The following is a 24860-nucleotide window of genomic DNA, read 5'->3' as shown; positions in this document are numbered from 1 at the left end:
CGCAGAGTCAACGCCGGTGACCGGGCACCATGGAGTCGTGTCGTCAACCTTCTGCGGTCGCCCCGTCGCGGCTGATCGCGCGCTGATCATGGCGATCGTCAACCGCACCCCGGACTCGTTCTTCGACCAGGGCGCGACCTTCGCCGAGGAGGCTGCCCGCGACGCCGTGCACCGGGCGATCACCGAGGGTGCCGACGTCATCGATGTCGGCGGGGTCAAGGCCGGACCGGGGGAGATGGTCGACCCCGACACCGAGATCGCCCGACTGGTGCCGTTCGTCGAATGGCTGCGCGGCGCCTATCCCGACCAGCTGATCAGCGTCGACACCTGGCGCCCCGAGGTGGCCCGGCTGGCGTGTGCGGCCGGCGCGGACATCATCAACGACACCTGGGCGGGCAGCGACGCGGGCCTGCCCGAGGTGGCCGCCGAATTCGGCGTCGGCCTGGTGTGCTCGCACACCGGCGGTGCGCTGCCCAGGACGCGACCCTTCCGGGTGAGTTACGGTACGACTACCCGCGGGGTGGTGGACGACGTGATTCGCCAGGTCACCGCCGCCGCTGAGCGGGCCGTTGCGGTCGGAGTGGCCCGTGACCGGGTGCTGATCGACCCCACCCACGATTTCGGCAAGAACACGTTCCACGGCCTGATCCTGTTGCGGCACGTGGCCGAACTCGTCGAGACCGGGTGGCCGGTGCTGATGGCGTTGAGCAACAAGGACTTCGTCGGGGAGACTCTGGGTGTGGACGTGACCGAACGGCTCGAGGGCACGCTGGCGGCTACCGCGCTCGCGGCGGCCGCCGGAGCGCGCATGTTCCGGGTGCACCAGGTCGCGGCCACCCGGCGGGTACTGGAGATGGTGGCCTCCATCCAGGGGACGCGCGCGCCGATGCGCACCGTGAGAGGACTGGCATGACGGCTTCCGAGCTGGACCTGGCCCGGCTCTCGGCGCAACCCGGGGACGCCTGGCTGGCCGACCGCAGCTGGAACCTGCCGCGCTGGACGGTCGGCGAGCTGGTTGCCGCCAAGGCCGGGCGGACGATCTCGGTGGTGCTGCCGGCCCTCAACGAAGAAGACTCCATCGGATCGGTGATCGACAGCATCTCCCCGCTGGTCGACGGGTTGGTCGACGAGCTGATCGTGCTGGATTCGGGGTCCACCGACGACACCGAGATCCGCGCCATCGCCGCCGGCGCCCGCGTGGTCAGCCGCGAGCAGGCGCTGCCCGAGCTGCCCGCCCGCCCCGGCAAAGGGGAGGCGCTGTGGCGCTCGCTGGCCGCCACCAGCGGCGACATCGTGGTGTTCATCGATTCCGACCTGGTCAACCCGCACCCGATGTTCGTGCCGTACCTGGTCGGCCCGCTGCTCACCGGCCAGGACATCGCACTGGTCAAGGGCTTCTACCGGCGACCGCTGACCGGCGGCAATGCCACCGGCGGCGGGCGCGTCACCGAACTCGTGGCCCGACCGCTGCTCGCCGCACTGCGGCCCGAGCTGGGCTGCGTGCTGCAACCACTGGGCGGGGAATACGCGGCCAGCCGTGAGCTCCTCACCGCGCTGCCGTTCGCCCCGGGTTACGGCGTGGAGATCGGCCTGCTGGTGGACACCTTCGACCGGCTGGGCCTGGACGCGATCGCGCAGGTCAACCTGGGTGTGCGGCAGCACCGCAACCGTCCGATCGAGGAGTTGGGCGCGATGAGCCGTCAGGTGATCGCCACCCTGCTGTCGCGGTGCGGGATTCCCGACTCCGGCGTCGGCCTGACGCAGTTCTTCCCGGTCGGGGACGGCTACACCCAACACACCTGGCCGGTGTCGCTGGCCGATCGGCCGCCGATGAACGTGTTCCGGCCGCGCTGAACGGCTGTCGGTCCCGGGTCAGGTCATAGGGCAAGATCAGTCCCGTGGCGTTGGTGTTGCTCTACCTGGTGGTCCTGATCCTGGTGGCGATCGTGTTGTTCGGCGCGGCAAGCCTGCTGTTCGGCCGCGGCGAGCCATTGCCGCCCCTGCCGCGGGCCACCACAGCGACCGTCCTGCCGGCGTTCGGTGTCACCGGCGCCGACGTCGATGCGGTCAAATTCACCCAGGTGCTGCGCGGTTACAAGACCAGCGAGGTGGACTGGGTGCTGGAGCGCCTCGGCCGGGAACTGGACACCTTGCGCGCTCAGGTCGCCGCCCTGCAGGCCTCCAGCGCCGAGACCGGGGCCGGGGTGGTCGACCTGACCGACGCGGACGCCGTCGGGTCGGATCGTTCCGGGCCGACGTGACCCGCCCGTGAGCGACGGCCGGGTTCGCTGCGGCTGGGCGGAACTGCCGCCGGGGCCGGACGCCGAGTTGTACCGCGACTACCACGACTACGAGTGGGGCCGGCGGCTCACCGACGGCACGGCGCTGTTCGAACGGATGAGCCTGGAAGCTTTCCAGAGCGGCCTCTCGTGGCTGATCATCCTGCGTAAACGGGCCGACTTCCGCCGCGCCTTCGTCGGGTTCGACGTCGCGAAGATCTCCCGTTTCACCGAGGCCGACGTACAGCGCCTGCTGACCGACCCGACGATCGTGCGCAACCGGGCCAAGATCGAGGCGACCGTCGGCAACGCACGCGCCGCCCTCGAACTCGGATCGCCGCAGGACCTGTCCGAGCTGCTGTGGTCGTTCGCGCCGGCCGCCCGTCCCCGGTTCACCGACCTTGCTGAAATACCTTCAACCAGTGCCGAATCAAAGGCGATGGCGCGCGAGCTCAAACGCCGCGGGTTCCGCTTCGTCGGGCCCACCACCGCCTACGCGCTGATGCAGGCGACCGGCATGGTGGACGACCACATCGGCACCTGCTGGGTGCCGCCCAACGCGGATTGACAACCACCGTTGCCGCCAGAAGTGGGCCTTTGTGCACGTGGTCACCGCGATAGGGAACAATAGAGTGGTGATTTGTCAGTTCAATGTCGGGTATGGCTGGAAATTCACTGTCGGGGCATGCTCGGCGCCGACCAGGTCCGCGGGTGCGGGCCAGATCGAATCTGGAGGGAGCACTCGATGGCGGCGATGAAGCCCCGGACCGGCGACGGTCCACTCGAAGCGACTAAAGAGGGGCGCGGCATCGTGATGCGGGTACCACTTGAAGGCGGTGGCCGGCTGGTTGTCGAGCTGACACCCGACGAAGCCGCCGCGCTGGGCGACGAACTCAAGGGCGTCACCAGCTGAGTCAGCGTGCCGGCCGGCTGCGCTAATCACACAGCTTGCGGTAGATGTCCAGGGTCTGCTCGGCGATGTGTGACCAGGAAAACTCTTCGATACAGCGCTGACGCCCGGCGTGGCCGTACTGTTCGGCCCTCTCGGGATCCGCGATCAATGCATTGACCGCCTCGGCCAGACGCGCCTCGTAGGCGTCGGGGTAGTCGGCGTCGTAGTGCACCAGGGAGCCGGTGACGCCGTCGGCGACGACTTCGGGGATCCCGCCCACGTCGGACGCCACCACCGCCGTCGCGCAGGCCATTGCCTCCAGATTCACGATGCCCAACGGCTCGTAAATCGACGGGCACACGAAAACTGATGCAGCCGAGAGTATTTCGCGCAACTTGTGCTGGGGCAACATGTCCCGTATCCAGAACACCCCGGCGCGGCTGCGCTGCAGGTCGGTCACCGCCGACCGCACCTCTTCGGCGATCTCCGGGGTGTCGGGCGCGCCGGCACACAACACCACCTGGACCTCCGGGCTGAACTGGTGCGCGGCCGCCACCAGGTGCGGGACACCTTTCTGCCGGGTGATCCGTCCGACGAAGGCCACGATGGGTCGTTGCATGTCAACACCGAGTTCTGGCAACACCGAGCCGGCGAGGACCGGTCCGCTGGGATACCAGACCTCGGTGTCGACGCCGTTGCGGATTACGTGCACGAGGTTGGGATCCAGCGTCGGGTAGACGCGCAGGATGTCGTCGCGCATCCCGGAACTGACGGCGATGACCGCGTCGGCGGCCAGCACCGCGGTGTTCTCCACCCAGGACGACACCTGGTAGCCACCGCCGAGCTGTTCGGCCTTCCACGGCCGCATCGGCTCGAGCGAATGCGCGGTCAGCACGTGCGGGATGCCGTAGAGCAGTTTGGCCAGATGTCCGGCCAACCCGGTGTACCAGGTGTGCGAATGCACCACGGCGGCCGCGCTGACAGCGTTAGCCATCACCAGGTCTGCCGACAGGGTGGACAGCGCGGCGTTGGCGGTGCGCAGCCGCGGATCGGGCTGGTGGGCGGTGGCATCGGGACGCTCCGCGCCCATGCAATGCACGTCGACCGCGCACAACTTGCGCAGTTGGGATACCAACTCGGTGACATGCACTCCGGCACCGCCGTAGACCTCCGGAGGGTATTCCCGAGTCATCATCGCCACCCGCATACCCGCACCGTAGTTCGGGCGCGGCGGAGCGCGGATGGCGGGCTGCTGTGGAGCCGGCCGGCGAGCCGAATATCCTTGACCTATCCGGTCGTCGAGCTCTCGGGCGAGCGAGGGATCGGTGGCAGGGGTCCGCAGGTGCCGATAGGTTGAAGCGCATGAGGGAATCGCCACAGGTGCTGGGCATCGTGCTGGCCGGCGGTGAAGGCAAACGCCTGTACCCTTTGACGGCCGACCGCGCCAAGCCTGCAGTCCCCTTCGGCGGCGGCTACCGGCTGATCGACTTCGTCCTCTCCAACCTCGTCAACGCGCGCTACCTGAGGATCTGCGTTCTCACGCAGTACAAGTCGCATTCACTGGACCGGCACATCTCGCAGAACTGGCGGTTGTCCGGTCTGGCCGGCGAGTACATCACCCCGGTCCCGGCCCAGCAGCGCCTCGGACCGCGCTGGTACACCGGTTCGGCCGACGCGATCTATCAGTCGCTGAACCTGATTTACGACGAAGATCCGGACTACATCGTGGTTTTCGGCGCCGACCACGTGTACCGGATGGACCCCGAGCAAATGGTGCGCTTCCACGTCGACAGCGGCGCCGGCGCCACGGTGGCCGGCATCCGGGTGCCGCGAGCCGAGGCCAGCGCGTTCGGCTGCATCGACGCCGACGAATCCGGCCGGATCCGCAATTTCGTCGAGAAGCCGATGGACCCGCCCGGCACCCCGGACGATCCGGACGCCACCTTCGTGTCGATGGGCAACTACATCTTCACCACCAAGGTGTTGATCGACGCGATCCGTGCCGATGCCGACGACGACCATTCCGATCACGACATGGGCGGCGACATCATTCCGCGGTTGGTGGCCGACGGCATGGCCGCGGTCTATGACTTCAAAGACAACGACGTGCCGGGCGCCACCGACCGGGACCGGGGTTACTGGCGGGACGTGGGAACCCTCGACGCGTTCTACGACGCGCACATGGATCTGGTGTCGGTGCATCCGGTGTTCAACCTGTACAACAGGCGCTGGCCGATCCTCGGCGCCTCGGAAAACCTGGCGCCGGCCAAATTCGTCAACGGCGGCTCAGCCCAGGAGTCGGTGGTGGGAGCGGGCAGCATCATTTCGGCGGCCTCGGTACGCAATTCGGTATTGTCCTCCAACGTCGTGGTCGAGGACGGCGCGATCGTGGAGGGCAGCGTGATCATGCCGGGGGCGCGCGTCGGGCGCGGCGCGGTGGTACGCCACGCGATCCTGGACAAGAACGTGGTCGTCGGGCCCGGTGAGATGGTGGGCGTCGATCTGGACAGGGATCGGGAGCGATTCGCGATCAGTTCCGGCGGGGTGGTTGCCGTCGGCAAGGGAGTCTGGGTCTGACCCCTGCTCAGGGGATTTCCGGGATCAGCAGGTGCGCGTCGTAGCGCGGCCCCCAGCGCAACGTCACCAGGCCACGCGGCGGGCCGGGATAGGCCGCCGGGAACTGACCGGTCAGCGGATTGCGCGGGCACAGCCACCGCCCGGCCACCACCAGTCGCAGCTGTTCGCCGGCGCGGAACAGCGTGGCCGACGGCCCCAGTGCCACATCCACCGGGATCACCGCACCGGCCGGAATCGGTTCCGGCTGATCGCATGCTGGCACGGGTTCCCACGGCAGGGACAGCGCGGGATCCAGCCTGCGCAGCGAGGCCCGCTGCCACCCGGTCGTGACCCGGTCGCGGCCGTATCCGTAGGACCCCTCGAATCCGACATACCGACCATCGCGCCATTTCTCGACTCCGACAAACAGATTCGCATCAGCACACCCGTCCAGCTGAATCCACAGCCGCAGCGCCATCGGGCCGGTCAGCTCGGTGTCTGTCGGCGCGGTCCACGTGAACAGTGCGGCACGAGAACCACTTTCGAAGGTGACGCTGCCTGCCGCTCGCGGCGGCTCAGCTGACAGCTGACCAGCGCCCGCGAGATACAGTGTCCGCCAACGGGTGCGGGTCAGCGGCCACTCGGTTTCCTCACGCACCGCGGCGATGGTGTCACGATCTTCGCGTACCTCGAGGCGCACGCTGCGGGTCGGCGGCGCACCGTCCAACACGTCGCGGAAGAACTTCAGCTGTTCGGCGCGCACTTCGGCGGAGTAGAACTCCGCCCACTTGCCACCACGATGCGTGTAGAGCCGCGCGTGCTGCGACCCGGCCCGGGTGAACGCCCGGATGGAGCCCCGGCTGTGCAGGTTGTTGTCCGAGAAACTGCCGCAGATCAGCATGGGGACCGTGATGGCCGACAGATCGGGTACCAGTGAGCGCCAGAACTCGTCGCGCAACGGGTGCTCGTCCTGCATCCGGGTCAGGTCATAGGTTTGACGAGTCGCGCGCTGCACCTGGCGTGACCACAACCGGGTGAAGCCCGACTCGCGTATTCCGCCGGGGAACAATAGGTCGCGGTAGGCGTCGGTGAACCCTTCCCACGGGCAGATCGCGCGTAGTGCCGGTGGCTGCAGCGCGGCCACCGCGAACTGGCTGATCGCCAGGTAGGAGACACCGAGCATGACCACGCGGCCGTCACTCCACGGTTGTCCGGCCAGCCACTGCACCACGTCGTAGGTGTCCTCGGCCTCCTGCCGCGACAGCAACCTGCCGGTGCCCTCGGAATGGCCGCACCCGCGGCTATCGGCGTTGACGACGACGAAACCGCGAGCGGTCCACCACGCCGGATCCGGTGCCTCCCAACTGGTGTAAGCCGAGAAGCTCACCGGCTTGGTTTGCCGCAGCAGCCGGTACTGCGGCGAGAAGGTCCACCGCTTGCGCCGTTTGGTCGGCAGCTTGTCCTTGCCGTAGGGGTGGATGCTGAGGATGACCGGACGCGGCCCGGCCTGGGTGCGGAAGACGTTGATGCGCAACACCGTTCCGTCGCGGGTGGGTACCTCGACGTCCCGGTCCACGACGAGGTCCGACGGCGGGTCGGTGACGGTGACAGGGGGTTTGGCCATGCCGCGAAGCTTGTCGCGGGCATAGCGCAGCGCCCCCGGGCGACGCCACGGACGGTCCAGCGCGGGTGCCGGTTGCGGGGTCACGTCCGCAACCTTAGGCCCGCTACCAGAGGTGCGGAACCAGCCGGTATCGCACCAGCTGGGTGTACTCGCGGTACCCGGGTAGCTGCGCTGTCAGAGCCCGCTCCTCGTCGAGGATGCGTATCACCAGCAGCAGCGTATTCGGGACCATGAACAGCAGGCCCCAGAGGGAGCCGAGCGCCAGCGGTATGGCCACCATCAGCACGAGGTTCCCGACGTACATGGGGTGCCGCACCACGCCGTAGAGGCCGTTGGTGACCACCGACTGGTCCGCCTCTACCGTGACGGTCGACGCGGCGTAGTTGTTCTGGACGACAGTCAGCATGGCGATGCCCAGACCGACCGCGACCAGCACGTCACCGGTCAGCGCAACCACCGTCGGCACCGACGACCAGCCGAACCGCTGATCGAGCGCGCTGACCACCAGGGTCCCGCCGAACCCGACGAAGATGCCGGCAATGACGAATTTCTGGATCGTCCGGGTTTCGGCTCCCGGGCCGACGCGCAGACGTCGCTGCAGGGCAGCCGGATTGGTGCGGGCCAGATAGCTGGTGGGCCCCAGCGACGCGACGGCGAACACCGCGAGGAAAACCCACGCCTGCCAATAGTGGAACGTGCCGGCCGGGATGAACAGCATGGCGCCGAAGGCGATCAAACCGAGCGCCGAGGATGATATGAGCCGCGCCGCGGTGTTCACGGCCGGATGTCTCGCCGTCGAAAAGCTATGACTCCCACCGTGATCAGCACTCCGTCAAGGGCCAGCAGGCACAGCAGGGGCACCGCGGTGAAGTCTGAGCCGCCGACCCGGGGGGTGTGCGCGAACGGCTCCAGATCGAGCAACCACTGCGGCGACCCGGACAGCGAACCGAGCAGATACACCGCGACGAACCCGACCAGCACGCCCCATGCGGCCGGGGTGAACCGCGGTACCAACCCAAACAAGACGACGGTGACCGCTGCCAGCAGCCACACCGCAGGCAGCTGCACAGCCGCGGTGCCGATCACCGCGGGCAGCTTGCCGGCCACGTCACCGGCCGCCTGGCCGTAAGCGAGTCCGGCTGTCACACCGGCCAACAACATGGCGAACGCCGATCCGGCCAGTGCGAGCACCAGGTGGCTGGCCAACAGTCGGGTCCGCGACACCGACCCGGCCAACACCGTCTCGGCGCGCTGGCTGGCTTCTTCCTGGTGCAGTCGCAGCGACAGCGAGATGGCGAACGCGGCCGCCACCATGCCGAGCATCACGAAACCGATCCCGATGAAGGCCTGCTCCAGGGCACTGGTACCGCCCATGCGCACCACGATGTCGCGTGCGGTGGCGCCGCCGCCGAGTTCGTCGCCGATCCCGTGCGTCACACTGCCGATCAACAGGCCGTACAGCGACAGTCCCGCCGTCCACACCAGCAGCGCGCCGCGGTCCAGGCGCCAGGCCAGCCCGAACGCGTTGCCCAACGTGGCCGGTGCCGTGCCGGGTCCGGCGCGTTCGGCGATCAAACCGGCGCCGACATCGCGGCCGGCCAGCAATCGATAAGCCACGCCGGTCAGCAGCGCGGTCGCCGCCAAGTGCAGCAGCAGCACCCACCAGCGATCGCCTGCATACGGCCGGATCTGCAGTGACCACCCCAACGGCGAAAGCCAGGACAGCGCACCGGAACCCGCGTCGCCGACCGCCCGCAGGGTGAACGCGGCACCCAGCGCCGCCAACGCGAAGCCGCGGGCCGCCCGGGCACTCGGGGACAGCTGCGCGGCGACCGCGGCGACCGCGGTGAAGACCAGGCCCGAGGCGGCCAGCGCCGCGCAGAAGGCTACCGACCCGGCCGGGTCGACGTCGGTGGCGAGCAGGCTGGCCGCGCCGATCACACCGGTGGCCAGCGACGCGCCGAACGACAACAGCAATGCGGCGGTGAGGTTGGCGTAGCGGCCCACCGCGGTGGAGTCGATGAGCTCGGCGCGCCCGGATTCCTCGTCGGCGCGGGTGTGCCGGATCACGGTGAGGATGACCGCCACCGCGATCAGAACGTGGAATATGCCGGCTTTCCAGATGCCGACGGCGCCGAGGCCGTCGTCGTAGATCGGACCGTAGAGCGCGCGCTGGGCGGGACTGGCCGTGATCGACGCCGCGAAGGCAGCCCGCTCTGCTGCGGTGGGATAGACCTTTTCGATGCTGCCGATGTATACGCTGCCCAGCGGAGCCGACAGCAGAAATACCCAGAGCGGCAGCACGATCCGGTCTCGACGCAGGTAGAGCCGCAACAGTTTCAGGGTCCCGGTGAAGTTCGTGCTGCGCCGCGCGGCAGGTGCGGGACGTTGCAGGACGGCAGTACTCATCGGGCCGGCACCTCCGTGCGTTCGTGCCGGCCCCCGGTGGTGCGGTAGTGGCGCAGGAACAATTCCTCGAGCGAGGGGGGTTGGCTGATGAGGCTGCGCACCCCGGCGTCACCGAGCACCCGGATCAGCTCGCCCAGGCTTTCGCTGTCTACCTGGGCCCGTAGCGTGTTGCCTTCGATGCTGACGTCTTCGACTCCCTTGATGCGGGTGAGATCGCCCGGGTCGCGGCTCAGTTCGGCCTTGATCGAAGTGCGGCTGAGGTGCCGCATGGCTTCCAGCGATCCGCTCTCGACGGTCCGGCCGGACTGGATGATGGTGACCCGTTCGCACAGTGCCTCGGTCTCGGCCAGGATGTGGCTGGACAGCAGCACCGTCACGCCGCGGTCGCGTGCCTCAGCGACACACTGCTGAAAGACGTTCTCCATCAAAGGGTCCAGCCCACTGGTGGGTTCGTCGAGCAGCAGCAGTTCGGCACGCGACGAGAACGCCGAGATCAGGGATACCTTCTGCCGGTTGCCTTTGGAGTAGGCCCGCACCTTCTTGTGCGGGTCGAACTCGAACCGCTCGATCAGTTCGGCGCGCATCTGTTGGTCGATGCCACCGCGCATGCGAGCGAGCAGGTCGATGGTCTCGCCTCCGGTCAAGGCCGGCCACAGCGTGACATCGCCTGGCACATAGGCGATTTGGCGGTGCAGTTGAACGGAATCGGTCCAGGGATCGCCGCCCAGTAGTCGGACCGTGCCACCGTCGGCCCGGACCACGCCCAGCAGGATGCGGATGGTGGTCGACTTGCCGGCGCCGTTGGGGCCCAGGAAGCCGTGCACTTCACCTTGGCGGACACACAGGTCCAGACCGTCGAGTGCGCGGACGTTGCCGAATTTCTTGGTGAGGCCGCGAATGTCGATGGGTGCCGGGTGGTCAGCTGACATCGGAATCTCCTTTCTCGTTGGCCAGAAACGCGTCATACATGGTGTGGTCGGTCAGCAGGCCCTCGGAATAGATCTCGAGGGCGGGCAGCACCATGTCCTCGGCGTAGTCGCGCAGAACTTTGCGCAGATCGGTGGGTGTGTCGTGCATTTGCAGATACAGCAGGAATCCGCCGCCGCCGGTGATACTCAGGTATTTGGCGCGGGCCTGTGGATCGCGGCTCGGTTTGATGGTGCCGATCTGCACACCCTCTTCAAGGTAGGCCGCGGTGTTGTCAATCATGTTTCGCCACAACATCTTCGCCAGCTCACCACCGGACTGCATGCTGCGTACCAGATAAGCCATCAATGGTGCATAAGACTCGATCTCGGCCAGCTGCCCCAGCCACGTGGCCGGATCACTGGACCTCATCGCCTCGGATTTCGAGTCACGGATCTCTTGGGCGACGTAGTCGTCACAGGCCTTGCGCAGACCGTCCTTGGAGCCGAAGTGATGAATGACCAAGCCGGCGCTCACTCCGGCCGCTTCGGCGATGGCGCGCAGGCCGATCCCGAAACCGTGCTCGCCGAACTGGGCGATGGCCGCGTCGCGGATCCGGGCGGCTGCGGTCAAGTCGACTGAACGCATGTTCAGGACACTAAACGTCTGTTCAGTCGTCGTCAAGGTCGCGGGCGACGGCGGCTGGCGACTTTGGTCGATTTCCGCAACTTTTCGCCGTTCAGGTGCCAAAATGACCGTCGGGCCAATTACGCATCGAGGAGTAGCGAAATGTCATTCGTCACCGTGGCACTGGACGGCATCGAGTCGGCGACCGCGAGCGCATCGCAGATCGGATCGGCACTGAGCACCGGCAACCTCAGCGCGCTACTGCCAGCCTCGGCTGCGGCCGACGAAGTCTCCGTCGCGATCGCCGCGCTGTTCGGCACCCACGCCGGCGAATACCAGGCAGCGGCGGCGCAGGCAGCCGCCTACCACCAGCAGTTCGTGCAGAACCTGGGTGCCGCCGCGACGTCATACAGTGCTGCCGAAGCCGCCGCCCTGCAGCAGCTGGAGGCCACCCTGCTCGGTGGTGGAGCGGCCGCGGCGCCCCTGGCGGCGATCAACGACATCGTCTCCGACGGGTTCCAGACGCTCATCTACAACCCGGTTCACACGGTCGGTCAGGCCTGGATAGCCAGCCCGTTCGGCCAGGCGGTCGACCCGATCATCAACGCACCCACCAACCTGCTGTTCGGGCGGGATCTGATCGGAAACGGGGCCGCGGGAACGCTGGCGAACCCGACCGGTGGCGCCGGCGGCATCCTGTTCGGCGACGGCGGCGCCGGCTACAGCCCCACCGGCGGGGTGCTGGCGACCGGCGGCAACGGCGGCAATGCGGGACTGATCGGGACCGGCGGCATGGGTGGTGCCGGATTCGGCGGCGGGGTCGGCGGCACCGGCGGGGTCGGCGGTTGGCTGATGGGCAATGGTGGGCTCGGGGGTGCCGGCGGGGCTCTTGCGGGTGGTACCGGCGGTGCGGGCGGCGCGGGCGGTCAGGCCCTGCTGTTCGGCAACGGTGGTTACGGCGGGGCCGGCGGCACCGGGCTCACCACCGGGCCGATCGGGGCGCGCGGCTACCCCGGACTGTTCATCGGCCAGGGTGGGCCCACCTTCATCCCGCCGAGCACCGAGACCGTCACCATCGAGTTCATCCGGCACGGGCAGACCGCCAGCAATGTGGCCAACCTGCTCGACACGGCGGTGCCCGGGCCGCCGCTGACCGCGGTGGGCGTGCAGCAGGCGCAGGCCATTGCCAACCTGCTCAACGGCCAACAGCCCGATTTCGCCGGGATCTTCTCGTCGCAGATGATCAGGACGCAGGAGACGGCCTCCTACCTCGTGGGGCTGGGCACGCAGCCGATATCGCAAGTCATCCTGCCCGGCCTGAACGAGATCAACGCCGGCCTCCTGGAAGACATGCCGCAGATCCCGGCCGGCCTGCTCTACCTGGCCGGACCCGTGGTGTGGACGCTCGGCTTCCCCGCCTTCCCCATGCTGGGCATCTCCGCCGTCAACCCCACCGGCCTGACCTTCGCCAGCAACTTCAACGACGCGGTGCAGACCATGTACAACGCCGCCCTGACACAGCCGAGTCACACGGTCGCCGCCTACTCCAGCGCGCTGGCCATCGAGACCGGCACCATGATGATGGTCGACAATCCCAATCCGTTGCTGCTGGTCACCGGCTCGCTGCCGAACACCGGGACGGTGGTGGTGCAGGGCAGTCCCGGCACCGGCTGGACCATGGTGAGCTACAACGGCGCGCCCGTCGGGCCGGCGAACCTGCCGACTCAGCTGTTCGTCGACGTGCGCAACTTCATCACCGCGCCGCAGTTCGCGGGCTACGACGTGGGCACGGCGCTGTTCAGCGGCGACCCGGCGACCATCGTCAACGCGGTGCGCGACGGCGTTCGCGAGGTCACAACGGCCACCGTGCATTTCCCGTTCGCGCTCGCCGAGACGCTGCTCGGAGCGCTGTAACTCACTCCCGGACGGCGGCCAGCAGGCCGTCGCCCAGCGGGATCAGCGCCGGGGTGAGGCGCTCGTCTTCGGCGATCAGTCGCGCGGCCTCGCGCACCGCCGCCACCTCGGCGTCGCGCGCCTCCGGGTCGCCGGCGCGGCCACCCAGGGCGGCCCGGTGCACCACGATCACCCCGCCCGACCGCAGCAGTCGCACGCCCTCGACCACGTACTCCGGCTGATCGATCGGATCGCCGTCGATGAAGACCAGGTCGTAGGAATTGTCGGCGAGGCGGGTCAGCACCTCTTGGGCACGCCCGCTGATCAGCCGGGTACGCGACGGCCCCACCTGCGCTTCGGTGAACGCCTGCTTGGCCTGCCGGACGTACTCGGGCTCGATGTCGATCGTGGTCAGCACGCCGTCGTCGCTCATGCCGGAAAGCAGCCACAACCCGCTGACGCCCACCCCGGTGCCGACCTCGGCGACCGCCTTGCCCCCGCTGAGCTTGGCCAGCACGCTCAACAGCGCACCGACCGCCGGGGTGACCGCGCCGGCTCCGCTGTCGGCGGCCCGCTCCCGAGCGCCGGTCAGGATCGCATCCTCGGATATCGATTTCTCGGCGTGCGCCACCAGCGCATCAGCTCTGCTGGGGGTCACCCGGCCGGCGGAATCGTCGGTAGTGGACATGTCCGCAGAGTATGCCGAACCGGCTGCGCCGTCGGTCAGGCGCGCCCGGTGTGCGCCGCCCGGACACGCGCGGAGCCGGCGGCGCGATGAACGTCACTCCGGTCGCCATCAGCGCTGGAAAACGCAGGTAACAGTATGGTTTCTCAGCCAAAGCTCAGATTGCTCATACCTCAACCACACTCGGGTAGGCGACGGTGAGCGGTATGGAACGCGGTGTGGGTTGGAGCGACGAAATGGGGAATACCCAGTGGCAACTGCGCGTTGCCGCGGTTGACGAACTGTCGACGTTGGATGGCAGGGGAAGTCCAGAGGAGCAGACCATCACCACCATGAGCCCGACCAGCATGTCCCACCCGCAGCAGGTCCGCGACGACGAGTGGGTGGAGCCGTCGGACGCGCTGCTGGGCACAGCCGTCTTCGACGCAACGGGAGACAAGTCCACCTTGCCGTCGTGGGACGAGCTGGTGCGCCAGCACGCCGACCGGGTGTACCGCCTGGCCTACCGTCTGACCGGCAACCAGCACGACGCGGAGGACCTGACTCAGGAGACCTTCATCCGGGTATTCCGTTCGGTCCAGAACTACCAGCCCGGCACCTTCGAGGGCTGGCTGCACCGCATCACCACCAACCTGTTCCTCGACATGGTCCGGCGCCGCGCCCGGATCCGGATGGAAGCACTGCCCGACGACTACGACCGGGTTCCCGCCGACGAGCCGAACCCCGAGCAGATCTACCACGATTCCCGGCTGGGACCCGATCTGCAGGCCGCGTTGGACTCGCTGCCGCCGGAATTCCGCGCCGCGGTGGTGTTGTGTGACATCGAGGGGTTGTCCTACGAGGAGATCGGCGCCACGCTGGGCGTGAAGCTCGGCACCGTGCGCAGCAGGATCCACCGTGGGCGGCAAGCCCTGCGCGACTACCTGGCCGCCCATCCCGGGCACGGCCTGGGCTCCTACGACCCGTCGGCACGAGCGGCCAGCTGAACCTGTCGTGAGCCGGTTCGGCTACCGCATGGTTGCCAACTGGTTCCGAATCCGGTGGTTATAAGGGCTGAACATGGTTATCGAGCACCGCGCCGCGCTACATTCGAGGTATCGAGGGCTAGTGTGGGTGCGAAGGGATTCAGTGATGACCGACCGGGGGCATGTGTTCCGGCGCGCGTTCTCCTGGCTGCCGGCTCAGTTCGCCTCCCAGAGTGACGCCCCGATCGGTGCGCCGCGTCAGTTCCGGTCCACCGAGCACCTGTCCATCGAGGCCATCGCGGCCTATGTCGACGGTGAGTTGCGGATGAACGCACACTTGCGCGCCGCGCATCATCTGTCGCTGTGCCAGGAATGTGCCGCCGAGGTCGACGATCACACTCGCGCGCGCGCCGCGCTGCGCGACTCTCACCCGATCCGCGTCCCCAGTTCGCTACTCGGGTTGCTGTCGCAGATCCCGCACAGTCCGCACCAGGGTTCGGCGCCATTTTCCGACCCGTTCGCCGACCCCGGTGATCAGCGGAAGCGCAGCTAGCTTGAGCTTTGCCTGCCGCGGTTCACGCCGCCCCGCGGTGACGCGTGGATACTAGGGTGGATGCGGACATGCCCGTGTCGGGCTCAGCAATGGATCTAGAAGAGGAACTGTGACCTCCGACGAAGGCAACAACATCGGCCAGGACACCGAACGGCTGGCACCGCGCCCCATCTACCGGCCGCCGGTCGACCCGTCCTCCCGTCAGACGTTCGGCCGCCCGGCCGGTCAGCAGGGATCCTTCGTGGCCGAGCGGGTGCGCCCGCCGAAGTACCGGGACCAGTCCGAGTTCCGGCCGCACGACCGGCCCACCGACCCGGTGCTGGCCGACGCCTTCGGCCGGCCGTTCGGTGCCACCGAAACATTGCAACGGCATCCGATCGACGCCACCGCGCTGGCCGCCGAGAAGAACGGCGACGGGGACGACGAGCCCGACGATCCGTGGCGCGACCCCGCGGCGGGCGCAGCGCTGGGCACCCCCGCGCTGCCGCCGGTCGTCACACACGCCGAGCAGCGGCACACCGGCAAGCTCGGAGTGCGCGACGTGCTGTTCGGCGGCAAGGTGTCCTACCTCGCGCTGGCGGTGCTGCTGCTGATCGCGCTGGTGATCGGCGCGCTCGGTGGTGTGATCGGCCGCAAGACGGCAGAGGTGGTCGAGGCGTTCACCACCTCTAAGGTGACGTTGTCGACCGCCGGCAACGCCGAGGAACCGGCCGGCCGGTTCACCAAGGTGGCTGCCGCGGTGGCCGACTCGGTGGTGACCATCGAAGCCAAAAGCGACCAGGAGGGCATGCAGGGTTCCGGCGTCGTCATCGACGGGCGCGGTTACATCGTCACCAACAACCACGTGATCTCCGAGGCCGCCAACAATCCCAGCCAGTTCAAACTGACCGTGGTCTTCAACGACGGCAAAGAGGTGCCGGCCAGCCTGGTCGGGCGCGACCCGAAGACCGACCTTGCCGTGCTCAAAGTCGACAACGTCAACAACCTGAGCGTGGCGCGGCTGGGTGACTCCAACAAGGTGCGGGTGGGTGATGAGGTGATTGCGGCCGGCGCGCCGCTGGGCCTGCGCAGCACCGTCACCCACGGCATCGTCAGCGCGCTGCACCGCCCGGTGCCGTTGTCCGGCGAGGGTTCGGACACCGACACCGTGCTCGACGCCATCCAGACCGACGCCTCGATCAACCACGGCAACTCCGGTGGGCCCCTGATCGACATGGACTCCCAGGTGATCGGTATCAACAGCGCCGGCAAGTCGCTGTCCGACAGCGCCAGCGGGCTCGGCTTCGCCATCCCGGTCAATGAGATGAAGCTGGTGGCCGAAACCCTGATCAGGGACGGAAAGATCCAGCACCCGACGTTGGGGATCAGCACCCGCTCGGTGAGCAACGCGATCGCCTCGGGCGCCCAGGTGGCCAATGTCAAGGCGGGCGGGCCCGCGCAGAAGGGCGGCATCCTGGAGAACGACGTGATCGTCAAGATCGGCGGGCGCAAAGTCGCCGATTCCGACGAGGCGGTCGTGGCGGTCCGGCAGCTCACCATCGGCCAGGACGCTCAGATCGAGGTGGTCCGCGACGGACGCCCGGTCACCCTGACCGTCAAACCAGACGCCGACACGAGCTCGTGATGATCGCAAGCGCGGCGCAGCCGGGCGCCGCGGGTCATCACCATTCGACCCTGATGATCGCAAGCGCGGCGCAGCCGGGCGCCGCGGGTCATCACCATTCGACCCTGATGATCGCAAGCGCGGCGCAGCCGGGCGCCGCGGGTCATCACCGTCTCAGCTGATGTTCGCGAACATCGGTTGGGGCGAGATGCTCGTCCTGCTCGTGGTCGGGCTGGTGGTGTTGGGACCCGAACGGTTGCCCGGCGCCATCCGCTGGACCACCGGCGCGCTGCGCCAGGCCCGCGATTACCTCAGCGGCATGACCAACCAGCTGCGCGAAGACATCGGGCCCGAGTTCGACGATCTGCGCGGCCAGATCGGGGAGTTGCAGAAGCTGCGCGGCATGACCCCACGCGCGGCGCTGACCAAACACCTGCTCGACGGCGACGACTCGATCTTCACCGGTAACTTCGATCAACCCGCCAGCACGCCGGAGCCCAACAAGACGCCCCCGCCGCCTCCGCCCGAACGCACCCCGTTCGACACCGACGCGACGTAGCCCCGTGGTCAGCGCCGGGTGGGGTCCAGCCCGAGCGACATGCCGGCCAGGCCGCGCCGCCGCGAGGACAGGCTGTCGGCGATCCGGCCGAGTTCTTTGCCTACCGCGGAGTCGGGCGCGGTGAGCACCGCGGGCACCCCCGCGTCGCCGGCGCTCACCAGCGCCGGATCCAGCGGAATCTGACCCAGCAGCGGCACATCCGCGCCGACGGCACGTGACAGCCGTTCGGCGACCTGCCGGCCGCCGCCCTCGCCGAATACGTGCAGCGTGGTGCCGTCCGGCAGCGTCAACCCGGACATGTTCTCCACCACGCCGACGATGCGCTGCCGGGTTTGGATGGCGATGCTGCCGGCCCGTTCGGCCACTTCGGCGGCGGCGGCCTGCGGCGTGGTCACCACCAGGATCTCCGCGTTCGGCAGCAGCTGGGCCAGGGAGATGGCGACGTCACCGGTGCCCGGCGGCAGGTCCAGCAGCAGCACGTCCAGGTCACCCCAGTACACGTCGGCCAGGAACTGCTGCAGCGCGCGGTGCAGCATCGGCCCGCGCCACACCACCGGCGTGTTGTCCCGGGTGAACTGGGCGATCGAGATCACCTTCACCTCGTGGGCGATGGGCGGCAGAATCATCGACTCCACCTGCGTGGGCCGGTCGGTGGTGCCCATCATCCGGGGGATGGAGTGGCCGTGGATGTCGGCGTCAAGCACGCCGACGGACAGCCCGCGGGCGGCCATCGCCGCGGCCAGGTTGACCGTGACGGTGGACTTGCCGACCCCGCCCTTGCCCGAGGCGACCGCGTACACCCTGGTCAGCGAGCTGGGCTGGGCGAACGGGATGACGGGTTCGGCGGCGTCGCCGCGCAACAGCTTGCGCAACTCGGTGCGTTGCTCGTCGCTCATCACGTCCAGGCTCACCTGGACCGCGCCGGTGCCGGGCACGTCGTTGACCGCCTGGGTGACCTGGGCACTGATCTCGGACTTTTTCGGGCAGCTGGCGGTGGTCAGGTAGATCCCGACGTGCACGCCACCGTCGGGCCCGAGGTCGATGCTTTTGACCATCCCGAGTTCGGTGATCGGGCGCCGCAGTTCGGGGTCGATCACTCTAGCCAGCGCGGTGCGAATCGCGGTGGTCAGATCGTCGGCGTCATCTCGGGTTCCGGACATCACCGCCGAGTCTAGGCGGCGTGCGGCGCGGGCTCCCGGACGGTCAGCTGACCGGGCCGAGCGCCGGCTCGCCGGGCGCCGGCGGGCTGGGCTGCTGCGGACCGGCCGGCTTGGGCGACGGCGACGCGTTGGGCGCCCGCGGGGCCGGTGCCGGGCCTGCCGGGGCCGGAGCGGCAGGGGCCGGAGCGGCCGGGGTCGGCGGTGCCATCGGCGCCGGGGCGGCGGGCGGAGCAAACGGGTCCGGGAACGGCGGCGCGGCCGGCGGCGGAGCCGGCGCAAGCACGATGCCCCCGTTGGGAACCGGCGCCATCCCGGGCTGAACAGCCTCGGGGTTCTGCGAGCTGATGCAGATCAGCGTGCATCCCGGGGTGTTCGTCGGGAGCGGGGCCGGCTGTTGGGCCGGCGGCAGCCAGGGCCACGCCGGTGCTTGCGGCGGACCGTTCAGGTTGGGGTACTGCGCCACGATCTGCGGCTGACCGAAGTCGATCAACGGCATGTGCTGCCCCAGCGGGTCGTTCACGCCCAGTCCGGTCACATTCAGCGGCAGGTTGGGTCCCAGGCCTTCGGTCCGCTCGAGGTGAGCATCGCCGATGGGCGGCGGCGGCCCGGTGATCGGCGGCAGGTCGACCGGGACCACACCGGTGGCGTAGGCGGCGGCCCAGCCCAACACGTTCTGGGCGTAGGACATCGAGTTGTTGTAACGCAGGATCGCGGCCATCACCTGCGCCGGGTCCCGCAGGTTGAGCCCGCCACTGCACAGATACCGGGCAGCGGCCATGGTCGCGTCGAACAGGTTCTGCGGATCGGGGATGCCGTCGCCGTCACCGTCGATGGCGTAACGCGCCCAGGTGCCGGGCAGGAACTGCATCGGTCCCATCGCGCGGGCGTAGGTCACCCGGTTGCCCTGGTTGCTCTGGACGATCACCTCGTTGCCGGGCAGGGAGCCGTCCAGCGACGGACCGTAGATCGGGTTGGTTGCGGTGCCGCGGGCATCGACGGCGCCGCCTCCGGCGTGGCCGGATTCGATGCGGCCGATCCCGGCGAGCAGATTCCAGCTGACCCCGCAATTGGGTTCCAGCGTGGACATCTTGTGCTCGGCGTTGCGGTATGCAGACAAAGCCATGATCGGAATGCCAAGAGCGCCAGGGGAATTGACGACTGTCGGGGGCGGTGGCGCGGAACTGTGCGCGGCGGCGACGTGGAAGCTGGTCGGCACCCGCTGCACGGAGATGACCGTCGGGCCGGACAGGTCGACGTGCGGAGCCGGGCCCACTGCGGCGACCGGTGCGATCGCGGTGCGCGACGGCAGCTTGCCGTGCATCGCGGGCGCCGCGCCGCTGACCGCGCCGGCGAAGATCAGGGGGGAGATCATCACGACGCCGAAAGCCGGCGTCCTCGTCACGTGAAGTGCCCCCTGCCGCACTTTCGCGACGGCCGGGCCAACACCCCAGCGTCCCCCTATGCGCACCTCGACCGTCCTCGATTCATGAGCCGCCGGGAAAGCTGACCTGATTGTTAGCGTCTTGTTAGCTTCGTGAACTAGATCACCATACATAACTCTTGTAACGGGAGTTGCGCAATGGTTCAGAGGTTTCTCAGCTCGATTTCTTAGCTCGCCGCTCGGCACCGTCGGGCACCCGCACGGCGTCACCGTCCGGCGCCCCGGCCGCCAGATTCGCGAGCATGTCGCGCAGATCTTCGAGTTCGTGGCGCAGGTAATCGCGGGTGGCGACCTCGCCGACGGCCAGCCGCAGCGCGGCCAGTTCGCGCGCCAGGTACTCGGTGTCGGCCTTGGTTTGGGCGGCGCGGCGCCGATCCTCTTCCAGGGCCACGCGGTCGCGGTTCTCCTGCCGGTTCTGGGCCAGCAGGATCAGCGGGGCCGCATAGGCCGCCTGGGTGGAGAACGCCAGGTTGAGCAGGATGAACGGATAGGGGTCCCACCGCCAGCGCACGGCCCACAGATTCAGGGCAATCCAAATCATCACGAACACCGTCTGCAGCAGCAGATAGCGGCCGGTGCCGAAGAACCGGGCGATGGATTCGGTGATCTGCCCTACGGCCTCGGGATCCAGCCGGGGGGTGAATCGGCGCGACGTGCGCGGGGTGTACAGGCCCCGCGGGGTCGAGGACTTGCTCACTCCGATGAACCTCCGGGTCGTGCCGGCCGGCCGGCCGGGTCGAGCTGCGGCACGTCCACCCGCCAGTCATGCGGTAGCAGGTGATCCAGCAGGTCGTCGACGGTCACCGCACCCAACAGATGGTTCTGATCGTCGACCACCGGTCCACATACCAGGTTGTAGGCAGCGAAATACCGGGTCACCGCGGCCAGCGGGGTCTCCGGTGTGAGGGTCAGCAGATCGCTGTCGACGATTCCGCCGACCAGTTCGGCCGGCGCCTCGCGCAGCAGCCGCTGCAGATGCACACAACCCAGGTAGTGCCCGGTCGGAGTGGCCGTCGGTGGCCGCGACACGAACGCCATCGACGCCAGCGCGGCGGTCAGGTCGGGGTCGCGCATCCGGGCCAGCGCCTCGGCGACCGAGGTGTCCGGGGCGAGCACCACCGGATCGGAGGTCATCAGACCGCCCGCGGTGTCGGGGGAGTGCTTGAGCAGCCGTCGCACCGGGTCGGAATCGTCGGGATCCATCCGGGTCAGCAACACTTCGGCGTCGGTGGGATTGAGCACGCCGAGCAGGTCGGCCGCGTCGTCGGGATCCATCTCCTCCAGGACGTCGGCGGCGCGCTCGGTGCCCAGCTGGGACAGCACCTCGGCCTGGTCGAGTTCGGGCAGCTCCTGCAGGATGTCGGCCAGCCGCTCGTCGTTGAGGGCACTGAACACCTCGTAGCGGCGTTTGGACGGCAGGCCACGGATGGCGTCGGCGACGTCGACCGCCTTGCGCCCTTCGAACTGGTCCAGCAGCTGAGCCACACCCTGCCCGGGCATCGCCAGCGCCGACGGCGTCAGGCCGTGCACGTTCTGCCAGTCCACTACGTGCACCGGCCCGCGCCGTCGTAGCCGGCGATGAGTGCGCACCGCGACCCGGCTCACCACCCAGTCGCGGGTCCGGGTCTGCTCGATCCCGAGATCGGCGACCACGAAGTCCAGTCCGGCCAACTCCGGCAGGTCGGGATCGTTGACCTTGACCTGCGTGTCCAGCACCTGGCCCACCGCGAGCACCTCACCCGGCCGCTGCTCGAAATGACGCAGCGACACGTTGCCGGTGCTCAGCGTGACCGCGCTGGGCTCGATTGCTGCGACTCGCAGCATCGGGATGAAGATGCTGCGCCGGGTGGCCAGGTCGACGACCAGCCCCAGTACCCGGGGTTGCTGACGCACGATGCTGATGCCGATCACGACGTCGCGGACCCGTCCGAAGGATTCCCCGAGTGGACCCAGCACCATCATGCGCGGCAGCCGCGCCACGTACACCCTGTTGACGGATCCCATAGATAAGAGCCTAGGAGCGCCCTCGGCGGTCACGCGTGGCGAGTCCGCCGAACGGGTCGCGCGGGGTGTGCGATCAGCGGCTGGCAGCGGCCATCGCGACGAGGTAGATGATGAAAAACACCGCGCCGAGCCCCAGCGTCGTCCCACCCACCGCGATGCCCGCGATCGCCATGCCGCGTCCGGGCTGCTGGGTTTGTTTGATCTGGTTCAGTGCGACGACGCCCAGCACCACGGCGGTAATGGGCAGCGCCGCCCCGATGAAGCAGAACAACATCAGCGGAATGCCGATCACCACACCCACGATCGAGGTGATCAGCGCCGCGAGGGCCATGCCGTTGTTGCCGGGGGCGGCGGGGTAGTAGGGACTGATCGGTCCCGGATAGGGCGGGTAACCGGGAGCCGGGTAGGCCGGAGGAGGCGGCGCAGCGGGATACGGCATGGCGCCATAGTTCGGCGGAGGTGCGTAGCCGGGCGGCGGCGTCGACGGGTAGGGGGGCGGGTAGCTCGGGGCCGGTTGCGAGGACCCTGGCACTGCCCACTGGGTTTCGTCGTACGGGGACGAGGATCCCCCGTAGGCCGCGCCGTCGTCGCGGGGAGCTGTCATGGTGGTCGACTTTACCCGCGCACGGGCCGGTGGCCAGGGGATATCCGGACCGTTGCGGACGCGGCCGGGCCCGCTGCATAGTGCGTGGACCAGGGACGTGAAAGAATGAGGACCGATGACTAGCCCATTCCAGCCCGAACAACCCGGGCCCGCGGCGGGCCGTGGTGCCGCGGGTCGGCGCAATGTGCCCGGATTGCCCACCCCGCCCAACGGCTGGCCGGTTGGGTCGTACCCCACTTACGCTGAGGCGCAGCGCGCCGTCGATTACCTGTCCGATCAAGAGTTTCCGGTGCAGCAGGTGACGATCGTCGGCGTCGACCTGATGCAGGTGGAACGGGTGACCGGGCGGCTCACCTGGGGCAAGGTGCTGGGTGGTGGCGTGCTCAGCGGCGCGTGGCTCGGGCTGTTCATCGGGCTGGTGCTGGGCTTCTTCAGCCCGAACCCGTGGGGTGCGCTGGTCACCGGCCTGGTCGCCGGAGTCTTCTTCGGTTTGATCACCTCAGCGGTGCCCTACGCGATGGCGCGCGGGACCAGGGACTTCAGCTCGACCATGCAATTGGTGGCCGGGCGTTACGACGTGCTCTGCGATCCGCAGAACGCGGAGAAGGCACGAGACCTGCTGGCGCGCCTGGCGATCTGACGCTGGGGCGGAAGGTTGCTGTTGCGGCGTTGGGGGGCGGCCGCGCTGGCGGCGCTCACCGTCGCGTCGGTGACCGCGGCGTGCGGCTCTGGGAATTCCGGCCTGGCGATCAGCCTGTATACCCCGGCCACTGACGGGACTACCTACACCGCGATGGCGGCGCGATGCACGGCGCAAGCCGGCGGACGCTACCGCATCGCTCAGGTGAGTCTGGCCAGGTCGCCCGACCAACAGCGCCTGCAGCTGGCCCGCCGGCTGACCGGCAACGATCACACCCTGGACCTGATGGGCCTCGACGTGGTGTGGACCGCGGAGTTCGCCGAGGCGGGCTGGGCGCTGCCGTTGTCGGCGGACCCGTCCGGGCTGACCGAGTCCGACGCGGTGGCCGATACCCTGCCGGGCCCGCTGCAGACGGCCACCTGGAATCATCGGCTGTACGCCGCGCCGCTGACCACTAACACTCAATTGCTCTGGTACCGAGCAGATTTGGTGGTGCAGCCGCCGCGCGACTGGAGCGGCATGCTGGCCGAGGCGGCCCGCTTGCACGCAGCCGGCCAGCCCAGCTGGATTGCCGGCCAGGGCAACGAGGGCGAAGGTCTGGTGGTGTGGTTCAACACGTTGCTGGCCAGCGCCGGTGGTCGGGTGCTCGCCGAGGACGGCAAGCACGTCACCCTGACCGACACCCCCGAGCACCGCGCCGCCACCGTGACCGCGCTGCGGATCATGAAATCGGTGGCCACCGCGCCGGGGGCCGACCCGTCCATCACCCGCAGCGACGAGGGCACCGCGCGCCTGGCGGTCGAACAGGGCCGCGCCGCACTGGAAGTCAACTGGCCCTACGTCCTGGCGTCGCTACTGGAGAATGCGGTCAAGGGTGGGGTGCCGTTCCTGCGCCTGGACCGGCTGCCCGAGCTGGCCGGCAGTGTCAACAAGCTCGGCACATTCGCACCCAGCGACGAGCAGTTCCGCACCGCCTACGCGGCCAGCCGCAAGGTGTTCGACTTTGCGCGTTACCCCGGCCTGGACGGTCGCCCGGCCAGAGTCACCATCGGAGGATTGAACCTGGCCGTGGCGTCGACCACCCGCCACCGGGCTGAGGCCTTCGAAGCGGTCCGGTGCCTGCGCGACCTGCAGAACCAGAAGTACGTGTCGATGGAGGGCGGTCTGCCGCCGGTGCGGGTCTCGCTGTACTCCGACCCGCAGTTCCAGGCGAAGTACCCGATGTACGGCATCATTCGCCAACAGCTGACCGAGGCCGCGGTGCGGCCCGCGACCCCCGCCTACCAGGCGTTGTCCATCCGGCTGGCGTCGGCGCTGAGCCCCATCACCGCGATCGACCCCGAGCGCACCGCCGACGACCTGGTGGTTGAAGTGCAGAAGGCCCTCGACGGCAAGGGGTTGCTGCCGTGACCGCCTCGGAGCGGCGGCTGGCGTACCTGCTGGTCGCGCCGGCAGTGACG

Annotated in this window: 25 protein-coding genes; 13 read left to right on the top strand and 12 right to left on the bottom strand. The window is 68.6% G+C overall.

Annotation, left to right across the window (positions count from 1 at the left end; translation table 11 throughout):
- The first annotated feature begins 37 nt into the window (after positions 1 to 37).
- The 5 genes from folP to AC5Y3Z_RS21410 all read left to right on the top strand — a co-directional run bounded on the left by folP (position 38) and on the right by AC5Y3Z_RS21410 (position 3192).
- Entirely contained in the window at positions 38 to 913 is an 876-nt protein-coding gene (folP, locus tag AC5Y3Z_RS21430) for a dihydropteroate synthase (protein WP_463826718.1), read from the top strand.
- The gene (locus tag AC5Y3Z_RS21425; protein WP_463826717.1) at positions 910 to 1854 is read left to right on the top strand and encodes a glucosyl-3-phosphoglycerate synthase; all 945 of its coding nucleotides are present in this window, start codon (positions 910 to 912) and stop codon (positions 1852 to 1854) included. The genes folP and AC5Y3Z_RS21425 overlap by 4 nt, the downstream gene beginning before the upstream one ends.
- Before the next feature lie 44 nt (positions 1855 to 1898).
- Positions 1899 to 2261 (top strand): DivIVA domain-containing protein, encoded by a 363-nt coding sequence (locus AC5Y3Z_RS21420; protein WP_463826716.1) that lies wholly within the window; start codon positions 1899 to 1901, stop codon positions 2259 to 2261.
- A 7-nt stretch (positions 2262 to 2268) separates the two neighbouring features.
- Entirely contained in the window at positions 2269 to 2847 is a 579-nt protein-coding gene (locus tag AC5Y3Z_RS21415) for a DNA-3-methyladenine glycosylase I (protein ID WP_463826715.1), read from the top strand.
- Positions 2848 to 3024: 177 nt separating this feature from the next.
- Positions 3025 to 3192: a DUF3117 domain-containing protein gene (locus AC5Y3Z_RS21410; RefSeq protein ID WP_003406247.1), complete on the top strand. Its 168-nt coding sequence runs from the start codon at positions 3025 to 3027 to the stop codon at positions 3190 to 3192.
- Positions 3193 to 3214: 22 nt separating this feature from the next.
- Here AC5Y3Z_RS21410 and glgA read toward each other — a convergent pair whose 3' ends face one another.
- A complete protein-coding gene (glgA, locus tag AC5Y3Z_RS21405; RefSeq protein ID WP_473140249.1) occupies positions 3215 to 4378 on the bottom strand; it encodes a glycogen synthase in 1164 nt (387 codons plus the stop codon).
- A 155-nt stretch (positions 4379 to 4533) separates the two neighbouring features.
- Between glgA and glgC the strand changes: the two genes are divergently transcribed.
- Positions 4534 to 5748: a glucose-1-phosphate adenylyltransferase gene (gene glgC / locus AC5Y3Z_RS21400; protein WP_463826713.1), complete on the top strand. Its 1215-nt coding sequence runs from the start codon at positions 4534 to 4536 to the stop codon at positions 5746 to 5748.
- 7 nt (positions 5749 to 5755) lie between these two features.
- Here the strand turns inward: glgC and AC5Y3Z_RS21395 are convergent, their stop codons facing one another.
- From AC5Y3Z_RS21395 to AC5Y3Z_RS21375, 5 genes are read right to left on the bottom strand one after another with little or no spacing between them, the layout of a single operon-like run.
- Positions 5756 to 7411: a CocE/NonD family hydrolase gene (locus tag AC5Y3Z_RS21395; RefSeq protein ID WP_463826819.1), complete on the bottom strand. Its 1656-nt coding sequence runs from the start codon at positions 7409 to 7411 to the stop codon at positions 5756 to 5758.
- A gap of 43 nt (positions 7412 to 7454) precedes the next feature.
- Positions 7455 to 8069 (bottom strand): methyltransferase family protein, encoded by a 615-nt coding sequence (locus AC5Y3Z_RS21390; protein ID WP_463826818.1) that lies wholly within the window; start codon positions 8067 to 8069, stop codon positions 7455 to 7457.
- Positions 8070 to 8125: 56 nt separating this feature from the next.
- Positions 8126 to 9760, bottom strand: coding sequence for an ABC transporter permease (locus AC5Y3Z_RS21385; RefSeq protein ID WP_463826712.1), 1635 nt, complete (start codon positions 9758 to 9760; stop codon positions 8126 to 8128).
- Positions 9757 to 10689 (bottom strand): ABC transporter ATP-binding protein, encoded by a 933-nt coding sequence (locus AC5Y3Z_RS21380; protein WP_463826711.1) that lies wholly within the window; start codon positions 10687 to 10689, stop codon positions 9757 to 9759. Before AC5Y3Z_RS21380 ends, AC5Y3Z_RS21385 begins: the two co-directional genes overlap by 4 nt.
- Entirely contained in the window at positions 10679 to 11314 is a 636-nt protein-coding gene (locus AC5Y3Z_RS21375) for a TetR/AcrR family transcriptional regulator (RefSeq protein ID WP_463826710.1), read from the bottom strand. The genes AC5Y3Z_RS21380 and AC5Y3Z_RS21375 overlap by 11 nt, the downstream gene beginning before the upstream one ends.
- A 141-nt stretch (positions 11315 to 11455) precedes the next feature.
- Here AC5Y3Z_RS21375 and AC5Y3Z_RS21370 point away from each other — a divergent pair, with 141 nt between their 5' ends.
- Positions 11456 to 13207: a PE domain-containing protein gene (locus AC5Y3Z_RS21370; RefSeq protein WP_463826709.1), complete on the top strand. Its 1752-nt coding sequence runs from the start codon at positions 11456 to 11458 to the stop codon at positions 13205 to 13207.
- Position 13208: 1 nt separating this feature from the next.
- On the opposite strand, the gene AC5Y3Z_RS21365 is transcribed toward AC5Y3Z_RS21370, so the two are convergent.
- Positions 13209 to 13874, bottom strand: coding sequence for an O-methyltransferase (locus tag AC5Y3Z_RS21365; RefSeq protein WP_463826708.1), 666 nt, complete (start codon positions 13872 to 13874; stop codon positions 13209 to 13211).
- Between the two features lie 203 nt (positions 13875 to 14077).
- Between AC5Y3Z_RS21365 and sigE the strand changes: the two genes are divergently transcribed.
- The 4 genes from sigE to tatB all read left to right on the top strand — a co-directional run bounded on the left by sigE (position 14078) and on the right by tatB (position 17551).
- Positions 14078 to 14857 carry an RNA polymerase sigma factor SigE gene (gene sigE, locus AC5Y3Z_RS21360; RefSeq protein ID WP_463826707.1) on the top strand — a complete coding sequence of 260 codons (780 nt, stop codon included), beginning with the start codon at positions 14078 to 14080 and terminating at the stop codon, positions 14855 to 14857.
- 145 nt (positions 14858 to 15002) lie between these two features.
- The gene (rseA, locus tag AC5Y3Z_RS21355; RefSeq protein WP_463826706.1) at positions 15003 to 15389 is read left to right on the top strand and encodes an anti-sigma E factor RseA; all 387 of its coding nucleotides are present in this window, start codon (positions 15003 to 15005) and stop codon (positions 15387 to 15389) included.
- A 109-nt stretch (positions 15390 to 15498) separates the two neighbouring features.
- A complete protein-coding gene (gene htrA, locus AC5Y3Z_RS21350; protein WP_463826705.1) occupies positions 15499 to 17013 on the top strand; it encodes a serine protease HtrA in 1515 nt (504 codons plus the stop codon).
- 160 nt (positions 17014 to 17173) lie between these two features.
- Positions 17174 to 17551 (top strand): Sec-independent protein translocase protein TatB, encoded by a 378-nt coding sequence (gene tatB, locus AC5Y3Z_RS21345; protein ID WP_463826704.1) that lies wholly within the window; start codon positions 17174 to 17176, stop codon positions 17549 to 17551.
- An 8-nt stretch (positions 17552 to 17559) separates the two neighbouring features.
- Here the strand turns inward: tatB and AC5Y3Z_RS21340 are convergent, their stop codons facing one another.
- From AC5Y3Z_RS21340 to AC5Y3Z_RS21320, 5 genes are all read right to left on the bottom strand, one after another.
- Complete coding sequence (locus tag AC5Y3Z_RS21340; protein WP_463826703.1) at positions 17560 to 18711, bottom strand: Mrp/NBP35 family ATP-binding protein; 1152 nt, start codon at positions 18709 to 18711, stop codon at positions 17560 to 17562.
- A gap of 43 nt (positions 18712 to 18754) precedes the next feature.
- A complete protein-coding gene (locus AC5Y3Z_RS21335) occupies positions 18755 to 20179 on the bottom strand; it encodes a lytic transglycosylase domain-containing protein (RefSeq protein ID WP_463826702.1) in 1425 nt (474 codons plus the stop codon).
- A gap of 127 nt (positions 20180 to 20306) precedes the next feature.
- The gene (locus AC5Y3Z_RS21330) at positions 20307 to 20849 is read right to left on the bottom strand and encodes a DUF1003 domain-containing protein (protein WP_463826701.1); all 543 of its coding nucleotides are present in this window, start codon (positions 20847 to 20849) and stop codon (positions 20307 to 20309) included.
- Positions 20846 to 22156: a magnesium transporter MgtE N-terminal domain-containing protein gene (locus AC5Y3Z_RS21325; RefSeq protein ID WP_463826700.1), complete on the bottom strand. Its 1311-nt coding sequence runs from the start codon at positions 22154 to 22156 to the stop codon at positions 20846 to 20848. Before AC5Y3Z_RS21325 ends, AC5Y3Z_RS21330 begins: the two co-directional genes overlap by 4 nt.
- A 73-nt stretch (positions 22157 to 22229) precedes the next feature.
- Positions 22230 to 22760: a DUF4190 domain-containing protein gene (locus AC5Y3Z_RS21320; RefSeq protein ID WP_463826699.1), complete on the bottom strand. Its 531-nt coding sequence runs from the start codon at positions 22758 to 22760 to the stop codon at positions 22230 to 22232.
- A gap of 115 nt (positions 22761 to 22875) precedes the next feature.
- Here AC5Y3Z_RS21320 and AC5Y3Z_RS21315 point away from each other — a divergent pair, with 115 nt between their 5' ends.
- Positions 22876 to 23400 (top strand): YflT domain-containing protein, encoded by a 525-nt coding sequence (locus AC5Y3Z_RS21315; protein WP_463826698.1) that lies wholly within the window; start codon positions 22876 to 22878, stop codon positions 23398 to 23400.
- Between the two features lie 15 nt (positions 23401 to 23415).
- Positions 23416 to 24810 carry an extracellular solute-binding protein gene (locus AC5Y3Z_RS21310; protein ID WP_463826697.1) on the top strand — a complete coding sequence of 465 codons (1395 nt, stop codon included), beginning with the start codon at positions 23416 to 23418 and terminating at the stop codon, positions 24808 to 24810.
- The last annotated feature ends 50 nt before the right edge of the window (positions 24811 to 24860 follow it).

Source organism: Mycobacterium sp. NGS61 (genome assembly GCF_059812325.1).
The sequence above is the reverse complement of the archived record's forward strand: the minus strand, read 5'-3'. Positions and strand labels throughout refer to the sequence as shown.